Raw genomic sequence first — 13,075 nt, 5'->3', positions numbered from 1 at the left:
AAGATGTGGGTCGATTATGCAGGATCGGCCGGAAGAGCAAGTATAATCTTTATCTGAAAAGCGGACAGTAACTCTCTGTCATAACTTAGAAATTCGGCATTTTGCCCATTGCACGCGATACCATAAACTGAGTAAAGACAATCAGTAATCGCAGATTGCTACTGTGATCTGCAGCACTGTTCGTTGCATGGCTGAGACCAGCCATAAATGAAAACGGGCGACCCTGAGGTCACCCGTTAATATCGCTGTGTGATGATTACAGCCAGCCTTCAAACCACTCCGGCATGATGAACAGATTGAAGTGGTTCACCAGCACCATCAGGCCGACAAAGACCACCGACACCGCCACCCACTGCCGGGCATAGGGCATAAAACGAATGCCAATTACCGGCTTGATAAAGAACGGGTGAGCCAGCGCCGAGATCAGGATCTGCGAGATGGAGAGCGTCAGCGCCACATAGAGCACGTTAGGCCAGATAAAGGTGGTCGCCAGCACGCCCAGCACCACGATACTCGCCACGATGTTCCAGTAGAACTCGACGTTGGTGCGTCCGTTAGCCTGCGAAATGGCACCGGTCAGTCCCCCCATCGGCCGCAGCATACCGAACAGCAGCATCAGCGGGATCAGGTGGTAAACCTGCTCGTGTGACGCGCCATAAAGTATACGGACGATCACCGGCGAGAAGATGCCAATGACCAGGTACATCGCGCTGCTGAACAGCATGATCCCCAGCGTCCCCTTGAGGAACAGCTTTTTCAGCTGCTCAGCATCGTGCTGCTTCTCAGCAAAGCGCGGCAGCGCCAGACGGTTGATGACCGGCGTCACCAGCTTCAGCGGTTGCAGCACCAGCTCTTTTGCCAGCGAGTAGACACCCAGCATCTCAGCGCCCATCACCTTACCGACCACCAGCGCATCCGCCTGGGTGCGCAGCTGGTTAATGGTCTGGGAGCCAAGCTGGTAGCTGCCGTAGCGAATCGCCCCGAAGAAGGTCGCTTTGTCGAACTCCCACGTCGGGCGCCATGACTTCTCCCCCAGTGCAATCATGCAGAGGATACGGGTAAAGGCATTGATGAACAGGCCGAGAATCGCTGCCGCTACGGTCAGTGAGGTGAACTCCAGCATTGCCACCACACAGAGGAAGGCAAACAGCTTGGTGCCCATCTCAATCTTCGCCAGCGACACCATCCGCTTGGTCTTGATGTAGTGCGCCTGATACTGCGACAGATGTCCCAGCACGAGGAAGTTGAGACTGGTCAGCATGATCAGCCCCGTCAGCTCCGGCAGGTGATAGAACCAGGCCACCGGGAAAGCGATCAGCAGCATGATCAGGCCGGTGCAGAGACTGAGTGATACGTTAACCCAGTAGATGGTGCTCTGCTCACGGCGGGTGATGTTCTGGCGATGCACCAGATAACTGCTCATCCCCATATCCTGCAGGACACCCGCCACCGCCAGAATGGCGTTGATGATGGCCAGCAGTCCCAGCTCGTGGGTTTCCAGTTTGCGGGCGAGAAAGCTCAGCTGTGCAACCTGCAGCACCGCAGAAAAGCAGGTGCTGCCAAACAACCAAATCGCCTGTGACTTAAATCCACTCACGCCAGTCGCTCCAGAATCTGTGCCAGTTCGCCATAGGCGATATGCTGATTAAACTCCGTCTCAACTTTATGCCGCGCAGCAGCGACCACCGGGGCCACATCCACTTCGCCCTCAGAGAGCTTAAGCAGCGTCTCTGCCAGCGCCTCGGGATCGTCCTCTTCCACCAGCCAGCCGGAGACGTTGTTCTCAATCAGTTCGGGAATACCGCTGTGGAAGGTGGAGACCACCGGCAGGCCGACCGCCATCGCCTCCATCAGCGCAACCGGAATCCCTTCCATGTCGCCATCGGCGGCAGTTTTGGAGGGCAGCAGGAAGATGTCCGCTTCGCTCAGCGCACGACGGATCTCCTCCTGTGGTTTAAAGCCCGGCATACTGACGCAATCTTCCATCCCCTCGCGGGCGATGAAATCACGCATCATCTCATCCTGATCGCCATTGCCGATGATGGTGTACTGGAACTGACCGCCCCGCTGCTTCAGGATAGCGCTGGCTTTCACCGCCACATCCAGTCCTTTCTTCTCGGTCAGACGCGCCACCGAAACGATACGCAGCGGCTTGTGAAATGCCTGCCGCGGCTGGAAGTTAAACTTCTCTGGCTCAATCCCCATGCGTGTCACATGAATTTTTTCCGGCGGGCAGCCCATCTCAATCAGCTTGTTTTCCCACAGGTGGCTGATTGGCAGCATCAGTTCGCTCTGGCGGAACAGGTTGACGTAGTCGAGCTTGTGCTCTTCCAGAATGTGACGACGGGAAATATCGGCGCCGTGGAACACGGTCGCCTGCTTGCCCTTCAGTACGCCCAGCTCACGCAGCTTATTCGCCAGCGCACCGGCATAGCCGAAATGCACCAGGAAAACATCCGCGGTGAAGGTCTGCTTCGCATTGGCCACGATCGACGGCAGCAGCAGCTTGCTGGACTGCGCGCCATAACGACGCATGTTCAGCGAACGCAGCAGCGACGGTTTGGTCACGTTCGGCAGCACCAGCCTGATGCGCTGGTTGAGCTTATCGACAATCGAGATCTTCTCTTCCGGCAGCAGATAATGCGTCTTCGCCGCCAGACCATACTCATCAAACGCGGCGTGCCGGTTCACTAAATCGCCGGGAAAGACTGAAATAATCTCCACCTCGTAACCGGCATCAATAAAATGGGTTACCTGATTCAGAACGAATGTCTCAGAGGCAACCGGGAAACGCATGGTGAAAAAAGTCAGTTTCATCACATTACCCTAATACTTTGAGAATCTCTTCAGTGATCCGGTTGCCAATTTCCCTTTCATTCGCAACGGCCGTATTGACCTTCAGCTTAATGTCGTCGTAGTCGGCAAGCACACTCTTCACCTTGTCGATCAGCGAGCCATCCATCAGGCTTTTCACATCGGTTGCCATCTGCGGCAGACCCAGCTGGTTCATCACACCCATCGACTTGTGCTCATAGTTGATCGCCACGGCCGGGGTGCCAAAGTTCATGGAGATAATCGCCGAGTGCAGGCGGGTACCGATGGTCAGATGGCAGTGGCTCAGCAGGATGCCCAGCTCCAGGTCATTAAACTCATCCATGATGACATGGTAATGCTCAGGCTGCTCCACGTGATCGCGCAGGGTCAGTGCCACCATGCGGTCATCTTTGGCATAGCTGTCGATGCCGGTACAGGTGGAGAACGCCACGACCTGGTAACCTTCTGCGATCATCGCATTGATCACCCGACCAAAGGCTGCTTCATACTCTTTCTGTGTGACGCCCAGACGTTTATCAAACGGAGCCAGTTCGCGCACGGTGATGGCGATGGTTTTACGGCTGCTGATAATCCCCTGCCAGTGAAGCAGGTTATGGCTCGGATTTTCCACTTCACGCGCGCGCACCAGGAAAGCGGTGTCGACGCCGGCTGCGACTTTCGAGCTGGTCACGCCATCACGTTTCATCAGATCGAGGCTGACCGACTCACGCAGAACCAGGCTGTTAACGCGATCAAAAACAAAGTTCGCCAGCGCATTGACGCGCGGGTTCTGGAACGGGCCCACCGAGTGACCAATCAGGTAAATAGGCTTTTTCGCCATCAGCGCACAAAGTGCGTGGTCAAACTGGGTGACGCCATAGAGATCGACGAAGAATGACCCGCCAACCTGAATAATGGCGTCATATTTCGCCAGGCTTTCGGTAAAGGCTTTGAGGTGCGGTGGCACGGCAAACGACTTAAAGACGCCGCCCTTGCCCAGGTGCGCCATCATGATGTCGGGCATCAGACGGTTCGCGACTTTACGCTTAAACGAACCGACCAGACCTTTTCCTGACTTGCTGTTGTGCAGAAACAGCGCATCCTGCTGAATATCCTGCTGGAGCAGATAACCGGAGCTGGTTGGATAACGGCTAATCACATCAATGTCTAAATCACTGCGTGCAGACTTCATTGAATCAATCAGTCCACGAAGAATCGCGCCATCCCCACGATTCCCACACGTATGGTTACCCACCAATAAAATTTTCATAACAACTCCGAATAAATTTTTTTAATTCTGTAAGCCGCCCGGATCCGTCATGGGCAAAATGAGCTCTGTTCAAAATAATGCTTACGGGATAACGCACCCAAAGGTACCGCTCCTGTTAAAACCGGCCGCCTCCGTTGTGGCGGCCGTCATGCAAGGGTTATGACTTAATGGCAAAGTAAGGCAGGGCAACCTGTTTCCCGTTGATGACCACGGAAACAAAGCCTTCCGGCTTGCTGGTATCGACCTGATCGGCAGAGAGCGGACGCGACGCCATCAGCAGATCGCCCTGCTCGTTGGCCCCGACACCCGCTTTGCCGTTGTGCAGACTGAAGCGCTGCGGCGCGCGTTTGGTCTTATCGCCCGCCGGCGGATTGCCTGGCTCCATCCGCGCGTTAACGCGCGCGCAGCGACCGGTAACAAAGCGATCCTTGCCGGTGGTTTTCACCAGCACGGCGGCCGACGGCGTCCAGCCCGCCAGTTTGACGAAGAGGCGAACGTCGGTGTCATGTTCAGCGACATAGCGCACATCGAGGACCGGGCTGCTGCCTTCGGCTGACCAGCTCGCTTCAGAGAGGTCTTTCTTGCGCTGCACGTGGATCACGGCGCGGCCACCGGTGGTTTTGTCGCTGATCAGGTTCATCAGGGGCTTGTCGCCGCTGCCGTTGCTGAACTGCGCCTGACCAAAGATTTCGATCTCCCAGGAGTCGCCCACCGTGGGTGAGTAGAGGCTGCCGAGATCAAACCAGGTCTCCTGGTTGGTGTTGTTCTCCAGACGCCAGCGCGAGGTGATGTAGTTGTACTTCAGGCTGCCATCCAGCGCGACGCCGTAAGATTCAACGCGGGTCGACCCCATCTCCCAGATGCTGAGCAGACGATCGCCCTGCATCGAGTTATCGATCCAGCTGCCCGACTGCAGGCTGGTCTGGCGCATATTCAGACGGGTGTTGTGGGCAATCAGCGGGTTCTTACAATCCTCCAGGCTCAGCGCATCAACGATCCACTGACCGTTGGAGAGATCGCCCGGGTTGTCACAGTGCTCAATCCAGCCGTTGTGGATAATCGACTGACCGCAGCGCGGCAGGTTGAGGACTTTGCCCCCACGGCAGTACTGCGCGTTGAAGTTCGACAGCTCGATAGCGGTGCTGTGGTCCCATTTGCCCTGCTTCTGTCCTGACCAGCCCGATTTGATGACGTCGCCGCTGCAGCGGGAGGCGTACCACTGGTCGATTTTACAATCGAGGGTATCCTGCAGGCTGATCGCGGTACCGCCGACGGCGTTAAAGCGCAGGCAGGCACCCCGGAAATATTGTCCGCCCGGGCAGATGTTGTGGAAAAAGCCCTGCTGGTTCGGACTCTTATCGCTGTTGCCGTTAAAGATCAGGTTGGAAAGCTCGACCCGGCGGGCATTCATCTGGAAGACGAACTCTGACTTACCATCGGAAACGAGGGTGGTCGCCGGGAAGTAACCAAAGTTGACCATCGCACCGGACATGCGGAAGAAGTTGAGATACTTGTCGCCCAGGTTGCATGCCGAGACCATAAAGGTCCCGGCCGGGAACTGAACGCAGATCTGCTGGTTCGCCTGCTGCGACCACTGGAACATCGCCATAATGGCGGGTGCCGTATCGGTTTTCCCATCGGCGATGGCACCGAAATCAAACAGCGTCAGGCGGTTGAAATCGTCTACCACACGACGCCAGTGAAAGCCGTCACCGGCAAAGTTGACGCCGCCATCATTCTGCGCGGGCTGGAAGCTGCCGACGAACTCGCCGCCGCCCACTTCCCGTCCCTCGTGCCAGCTTTTGAGTTTGATCTTGGCCCCTTCAAACAGCGGACGGGTCTTGCGTAACTCCGCCACGGACGGGATCTCGCCAATCAGCTGATAACCCGCTGGCTGTGACAGGCGCTGACTGAAATCAGCGGCGCCCGGGCGACTGACATCCGCGATGTTAAACAGGGTCTGCCCGTTATTATCTTCTACCGTCATCGAATGCGAAGGATCGGCAATCAGCGCAGCATTATCCTGGATAAACTGCGCAAAGTTGCCCTTGTTCAACGCGATAGGCTGAGCAATCTCGGAGACCTTACCGCTGGCGTCACGCAGGAAGACCGGAATCTGGTTGCCAGGCTTGCTGGCATCCACACCGGCTTTACCAATCCAGAGCTTACCCTCAAAGCTCTGCCAGAACTGCGGTGGCATCGCGTAAACATTTTCCGGCGTCAGGATCGGCACGTCTCCTTTCGGTACGGCGGTGGCATCAACCGGTTTCAGGGCAATGCCGTTACTTTTAGCAGCGTAGCTGGAAAAGGTGCTCACGGAGAGAGCCCCCACCAGAGCGGAGGCGGCGGTCTGTAACACTTCTCTTCTTTTCATGCATCAATTCCCGTAGTCAATAAGGCCATTGGCCATGGCGGTGTCCCTGAGGCACGTCGCAAGTGAGCGTTTCCAGCTCCGGTTAAACCAATGACAGCCAGCTTTTTTTGATCTGATTACCGTCGAATTTCAGCGCGGTCTGTTTCGTTTTTTCGCTCATGGCATAGAGCAGCGCATCATCTGTCGCCAGCTGCTCCATTCGCGCCAGAAACGTGGCTTTGTCATTCATGGGCACCAGGAAACCATCTTCGCCGTGGTTGATGATCTCCTGAGGCCCGGTCGGGCAGTCGTAGGCGACGACCGGCAGTGACCAGGATTTCGCTTCCAGCAGCACCAGCGGCAATCCTTCATAGCGGGAGGTCATCAGCGCCATGTCGCTGTCGCGATAGTAGTCATTGATGTTGCTGACCTTGCCGACAAACTTCACGCTGTCGGTGATCCCCAGCACTGCCGCCTGATCGTGCAGCTGCTGACGCAGTTCACCATCACCGGCAATCACCAGCGTCCAGTCCGGGTGTTTTCTGGCAAAGTCGCGCCAGATATCCAGCATCAGGTCAAACCCCTTCTGGTTATCCAGACGTCCGACGGCCAGCGCCTGACGGGATCGGGTCTGGCGCTGATAGCCTTTGTAAACCACCGGATTGGGGATTTGCATGCTGGGAATGCGCCAGCGGCTGAACACCTGATGATCTTTGTCGGTCAGAACAATCACGCGGTCGTAGTAGCGCAGCAGCAGGAACTTGAGGAACTTAATCGGTTTGCTGAAGGAGTTAATGGCGATGTGTTCGCAGGCGTAGGCTTTGCCACGCTTCTTCTTCATCAGCAGCAGATTCCAGAAGGCGAACATCACGCTCAGGCGGCCCATGCTGATCAGGAAGACGGTGTCGAAACCCTCTTCATGGATTCGGGCAACCGCGCTTTTAATGGGGTTGCTCTGCCCTTCAAAGCTGACAATCTCTTTGACATGCTCAAACGGGTAGAAGGTTTTTCCGCTGCCTTCCAGCGAGTAGATGGTGACGTCATGCGTTTCGCCAAGACATTCTGACATAAAGTTACAGATGTTCTCGGTGCCCGCATAGGAGTAAGCATCTTTGATCACCAGGACAATTTTTTTCATGAAACGCTATCCACCTCAAATTTTAAAGACAATCCTGCCGACGAGCTTAACGATGCTTAAGGGTAAACAGCACACCATTCACCATATACCAGGCGTAATAGTAATAGATTTTTAAAGGATTGTTTTTATAGATAATTCTTAATAATTCGAGGTGCCACTGGGCCGCTTTATTCTTATTGCGCGAAAGGGAATCCCCTAACTCGTAATAGTTGACCAGAATCGTCTGAATTACGCGTGCCTGCTTGTAGCGGGTGAACAACTCATAGAGAAACAGGAAATCTTCGTGCCCTTTGCGCTGGAAGAAGAGTCCCTGAGGCGGGCGGCGGAAGCAGACGGAAGAGAAACAGACGCGATACTGCTTTTTCACGAAGTTTTCCTGCTGCAGATAAGGTTTGCCGTAGGTGATGTCGTGCTCAGCCTTGCGGGTTTTGTAGTGATACTCGGTAATGACAAAATCATCACCGGCCTCAATGGCGGCCACCTGCTGAGTCAGCTTATCCGCATGCCATTCATCATCACTGTCGAGGAAGGCGATAATCTCTTCCGTGGCCGCACGCAGCCCGACGTTGCGGGTCTCTGCTGCGCCCATGTTGACCGCGTTGTCCAGAATGGTGATGCGCGGGTCCTGGCAGTGCTCACGCACAAACGCCAGCGAGTCGTCAGTGGATTTATCGTTGACCAGATAGAGGTGCCAGTCGGTATAGTGCTGGTTGATCACCGATTGCACGGCGCGTAATACCGTCTGACGGGCATTATACATAGGCATCACAATGCCAACGGTTCCAACAGAAGTCTTCATCTTCAACCCTGAATTAAATGAAAAGAGAGTGGCTCCTGATATCAGGAGCAGAGCGGGACGCGCCGCGCGTCAGGAGATCGCTTTCTCACCACCGAAACGTGCTCTGACCTTGTCTTTGACCCGGTTCATGAAATAGGCACGGTTATCTTTGTTAGTGAGGAAGAAGTAGCGGGCAAAGCTCAGGCTCGCCATCAGCGACTTGCCATCCATCTTGTAGCGCAGCGGCAGCTTAAAGGCTTTGTAGGTGTGGATATCACGCGGGGTCAGATGCGGCTTCATGGTATCAAGCCAGAACATCGAATATTTCACCGATTCGCCTTTGTGCTTGGAGCCAAATTTGGTGACCAGATGATAGTTCGCCAGCGGCGCGGCAATCATCACGAAGTCATAGCCCATGCGGTCGGCACGAATGCAGAAATCATAATCCTGATGGCGGATATAGCGGGTATCGAACTGAATTTTTGCCGCGTCTTCCCGCTTCAGCACGATGGTGCTGGTCTGGATAAAGCCGTAGCAGCCGAACAGATACTCGGCGACGGTTTCGTTTTTGCCTGGTGGCTGCATCGGCATCACTTTCAGGAACGATCCATCCTGATAGATATTGACCTGACTGAAGATGACAAATTTCTGTCTGCCCTGCCCCTCCAGCTGCGCGATTTTCTCGCTCACCTGCTGCAGTTTGTCAGCGGCCCACTCATCATCGGCGTCCAGGAAGCTGACATAGTCGCCTGTGGCCAGCTCAATGCCTTTGTTGCGCGCACCGGCGCCGTTAAGTTTCACCTCAGAGAGCACCAGATTGATATCCAGCTCCTGATAGCGTTCGCTGCGAACAACGTCCGCCAGCGCTGCGGCATCCGCCGACTTATCATCAACGATGATGACCTCAAAATTGCGATACGTTTGAGCTTTAACGCAATCCAGCGTCGTGACAATCGATTCTGACGCGTTATAAGCCGGAATTACGATAGAGAAACGAATGTCCTTCATGGCCAGCACCTCATCAAAATAATTCAAAAATAAACAGTTCAGTCGACAACCGTCGAAGAAAAACCGGGGATCTGACAGGCGGCTGCCTCTGGAGAGTCCAGCCGCCCGTTAATCAGTGAATCAACCAAAACTCCCGCGCCACTTCATAGCCGGTCACCGCCTGCTTGGTTGAAATGGTGTTGTAGTAGAGGTAATAGAGCAGGAAGAACACCAGCATGCCAAACAGCGCGGGTTTCCATGACCGTCTGGCCTGATAAATCAGCGAGGTCAGGATGATCGGTTCAACCTGCTGCAGATAGTTAGACAGACGCGAACCGGATGGGAAGTTGTACAGGAAGATCCTGATCGCGCCGCCGATGGCAAAACTTAAAATCAGCAGATAGTTAAGACGATACTGGGCGTAATTTTCGCGCTTCAGCTCATCGGTCAGCATGAAATAGAAAAACACAAACACCAGCATGATGTTTTTCAGGTTCGACACCGCCAGGATACTGCCACCCATCGCATAAGAGGGGTCATTGTTATAGCCCGACGCCCTCTCACCCAGCGATCCCAGATGTCCGGCAATCAGGGCAATAAAGCTGGAACCGCCCACGACGGAGAGCGGCAGGCTGGCCACGATGATGATCACCGGCCACCAGCGCCAGTCACGAATAAACAGGAACGGCACCAGCGTCACGACCATGATTCCGGTGTTGTGACTGGTGAATGACAGCACGAAGAAGGCAAACGCCCACCAGTAGCGCTTGAGATAGATCGACCACAGGACGCCAAGGAACAGCGCCGAGCTCAGGCCAAAGCGAATCTGGTTGATGTCTTTGTTGATAAAGATGTGCGCCGAATAGAGCATCAGCGCCAGCACCGGATAGGGTGACATCTTCCGGAAAAAGTAAGTGTTAATGAAAACGGCAATCGCACAGAAGACAAACAGAAAGATGCTGGCGTTGTGCGAAAACAGGCTGGTCAGCCAGGCGATCGCAAAAATCAGCGGTTCATAACGGAAAAATGCGACGGTTTTAAAGAAGCCGTTAATCTCGATACGTCTGACAAAGTCTTCAAAGAAACTCCGGTACTGGAAATCATCCATGCCGGTGCCAAGACCGCGAATCCCCCCGAAAACAATCAACAGTATGGCGGCCACACAGAGCAGCCAGGTCAGAATATGATTTGTGCGTTCGTCTTTTTTTAGCGCGATTTCAAACAGCGCAAGCAGCAGTAAAAAGCCTGATACATACCAATAGGGAGCCATGGTGTGATTCCTTAATTCCACAAGTTCTCATGCCAGCAATCATCCTGCTTCGCCTTCCCGGCCGGCTTTTCCGCGAGCCAGAGAGCACGATCATAAATGACGTGCGGGCGATGCCCTGCTGGAGATGAAGTCTGTTGAGTGACGCTCGCCATGCGATTTATCGTTTTATCGCTTTTCCGGGTCCGGACAGAATAACCTGTGTCAATTGATGCGTGTCGTCATTCAAAGGGACGATAAAAAGGGGCGGTCAGACCGCCCCCTGTTGCTTACTCAATGATCAGCTTTTGTTGGTCTTGCCGTAGTCGTAGGCGTAGTAGTCGTAACCATAGCCATACGCGTTGGCCGCTTTACGCACCACGGCGTTGAGGATCACACCTTTAATCTCAATACCGTTCTGGGCAAAGCGTTTGAAGCTGACGTCCACTTCTTTCGTGGTGTTGGCTTCGAAACGCGCCACCATCAGCGAGGTGCCTGCCAGCTTACCGATAATTGACGCATCGGTAACGGCCAGGATAGGTGGCGTATCGATTAATACCAGGTCGTAGTTCTTGCTCGCCCAGTCCAGCAGCTCACCCATGCGACGATGCATCAGCAGCTCAGACGGGTTCGGTGGCACCTGACCACGAGGCAGGAAGTCAAAACCGTATACACCCTGCTGAATCAGCGCCGGGCTGAACTCCGTTTTACCGGACAGGACGTTGGACAGGCCTGATTTGTTATCCGCGCCCAGCAGTTCGTGGGTGTAGCCACGACGCATGTCGCCATCGATGAACAGGACACGCTGACCCGCTTTCGCGACCAGGGTCGCCAGGTTGGCACAGATAAAGGTTTTACCAATACCCGGGCTGGCGCCGGTGATCATCAGGATGTTGTTTTTCGCTTCCATCATGGCGAAGTGCAGGCTGGTACGCAGACTACGAATCGCTTCGATAGAGAGGTCAGTCGGGTTACCCAGCGCCAGCAGCGTTTCGTGCGGATCGGTTTTCACCTTGCTGCCGCGACGCGCCAGGGCTTCAGTATCCTTCTTACGCTGCCAGTCTGACAAAGGCACGCTGGCATAGACATTCATGCCCAGCTCTTCCAGCTGATCCGGGTTCTCGATGCCGTGATGCAGCAGCGCTTTCAGCAGAACCAGACCGACCGACACGAACAGACCCAGAATCAGGCTTGCGGCGATGATCAGCATCTTCTTCGGTGCGACCGGCGCGTTTGCTGTCTGCGCGCTGTCGATGATGCGGACATCACCCACGGTGCTCGCTTTACTGATGCCCAGCTCCTGCTGACGGTTCAGCAGCTGCATGTAGATCTCCTGACCAGACTGAACGTCACGGGTCAGACGCAGGATTTCCTGCTGAGTCTGAGGCATGCCAGAGATTTTCTTGTTCAGCTGAGCCTGCTCATTCTCCAGCGTTTTACGTTTTTCCAGCAGCGCACGGTAGGTCGGGTGATCTTTGGTGAACAGCTGAGAGACTTCCGCTTCACGGAAGGTCAGTTCGTTCAGCTGGCTCTGCACGCTGACAGAAGAGTCCAGGGCAGATTTCGCTTCCAGTGACAGGTCAACCGATTCGTTCTGACGACGGAAGGCGTTCAGTTTGTTTTCCGCATCATCCAGCTTGCTGCGAACGGCAGGCAGCTGAGTGCGCAGGAACTCCAGACTTTTCTCGGCCTGCTCAGACTTGCGCTCAACGTTCTGCAGCAGATAGTTGTTCACGATCTGATTCAGGACTTTGCTGATCTGCTCCGGATCTTCACCCAGGTACTCCAGACCCAGCACGCCGGTATCTTTACCTTTGTCAGCTACGGTCAGGTTGGAGAGAACAGAACGGATCGCCTGCAGGTCGTTCAGCTTGGTGACGGTGAAGCTGGTGCCTTCGTCAGCGTGGATCTCGCTGACCAGCATGGTGACGTCGCCGTGCGACTCCAGCTGACCGACTTTACCCTTGAACAGCTCATCACCATCTTTAGAAACGGTGTAGCTCTGCGGGCCGGTCACTTCCAGTTCCACGTTACGCTTGTCGATGGTGCGTGGGATTTCCAGGCGGGAAATCGCGATGCTGGCAGGTTTATTCCCCATCAGGCGCGACAGACCCTTACCGATAACCGGGAAGTAGTTCTGCTCAACCACGGTATCCAGACCCAGATCGTCAACCGTTTTGCCGATGACCATACGGGATTCGAGGATCTCAATTTCCGTATCAGACGCCGGGGTCGGTGGCAGAATGCTGTCAATTTCGTTCAGAACGGTGCTGGCGTTCTTCTGCTCAACCTGAACCAGCGCATCTGCGCTGTAAATCGGTGTCGCAAACAGTGTGTAGAGTGTTCCCGCCAGCATGAAAAAAGCGGTAACGGCAACAATGATCCAGCGATGATCAATTAGCTGTCCCACAAGATGCGCCAGATCCCATCCATTCGACTCCTCTCCCGGCGCGGTTCTGACCTTATTTTTTATATTCATGGATAATCCC

At 54.7% G+C, this 13,075-nt stretch carries 9 protein-coding genes; all 9 read right to left on the bottom strand.

Annotated elements, in window-relative coordinates; translation table 11 throughout:
* Positions 1 to 256: 256 nt before the first annotated feature.
* The 9 genes from F3I47_RS08975 to wzc all read right to left on the bottom strand — a co-directional run bounded on the left by F3I47_RS08975 (position 257) and on the right by wzc (position 13,065).
* Positions 257 to 1,597, bottom strand: a complete 1,341-nt coding sequence (locus F3I47_RS08975; RefSeq protein ID WP_009089269.1) for a lipopolysaccharide biosynthesis protein — start codon at positions 1,595 to 1,597, stop codon at positions 257 to 259.
* Complete coding sequence (locus F3I47_RS08970) at positions 1,594 to 2,817, bottom strand: glycosyltransferase (RefSeq protein WP_111208253.1); 1,224 nt, start codon at positions 2,815 to 2,817, stop codon at positions 1,594 to 1,596. The genes F3I47_RS08975 and F3I47_RS08970 overlap by 4 nt, the downstream gene beginning before the upstream one ends.
* A 4-nt stretch (positions 2,818 to 2,821) precedes the next feature.
* Positions 2,822 to 4,084 carry a colanic acid biosynthesis pyruvyl transferase WcaK gene (gene wcaK, locus F3I47_RS08965; RefSeq protein ID WP_150028846.1) on the bottom strand — a complete coding sequence of 421 codons (1,263 nt, stop codon included), beginning with the start codon at positions 4,082 to 4,084 and terminating at the stop codon, positions 2,822 to 2,824.
* Between the two features lie 157 nt (positions 4,085 to 4,241).
* Positions 4,242 to 6,458 carry a phage tailspike protein gene (locus F3I47_RS08960; RefSeq protein ID WP_009089264.1) on the bottom strand — a complete coding sequence of 739 codons (2,217 nt, stop codon included), beginning with the start codon at positions 6,456 to 6,458 and terminating at the stop codon, positions 4,242 to 4,244.
* An 82-nt stretch (positions 6,459 to 6,540) separates the two neighbouring features.
* Entirely contained in the window at positions 6,541 to 7,575 is a 1,035-nt protein-coding gene (locus F3I47_RS08955) for a glycosyltransferase (protein WP_009089262.1), read from the bottom strand.
* Between the two features lie 46 nt (positions 7,576 to 7,621).
* Entirely contained in the window at positions 7,622 to 8,374 is a 753-nt protein-coding gene (locus F3I47_RS08950) for a glycosyltransferase family 2 protein (protein ID WP_046102193.1), read from the bottom strand.
* Between the two features lie 69 nt (positions 8,375 to 8,443).
* The gene (locus F3I47_RS08945; protein ID WP_009089259.1) at positions 8,444 to 9,361 is read right to left on the bottom strand and encodes a glycosyltransferase family 2 protein; all 918 of its coding nucleotides are present in this window, start codon (positions 9,359 to 9,361) and stop codon (positions 8,444 to 8,446) included.
* 112 nt (positions 9,362 to 9,473) lie between these two features.
* The gene (locus F3I47_RS08940) at positions 9,474 to 10,610 is read right to left on the bottom strand and encodes an EpsG family protein (protein ID WP_009089257.1); all 1,137 of its coding nucleotides are present in this window, start codon (positions 10,608 to 10,610) and stop codon (positions 9,474 to 9,476) included.
* 277 nt (positions 10,611 to 10,887) lie between these two features.
* Positions 10,888 to 13,065 (bottom strand): tyrosine-protein kinase Wzc, encoded by a 2,178-nt coding sequence (gene wzc, locus F3I47_RS08935; RefSeq protein WP_009089255.1) that lies wholly within the window; start codon positions 13,063 to 13,065, stop codon positions 10,888 to 10,890.
* Positions 13,066 to 13,075 lie beyond the last annotated feature (10 nt).

This window comes from Pantoea sp. M_10 (assembly GCF_008631515.1).
Taxonomy (GTDB): Bacteria; Pseudomonadota; Gammaproteobacteria; order Enterobacterales; family Enterobacteriaceae; genus Pantoea; species Pantoea anthophila.
The sequence above is the reverse complement of the archived record's forward strand: the minus strand, read 5'-3'. Positions and strand labels throughout refer to the sequence as shown.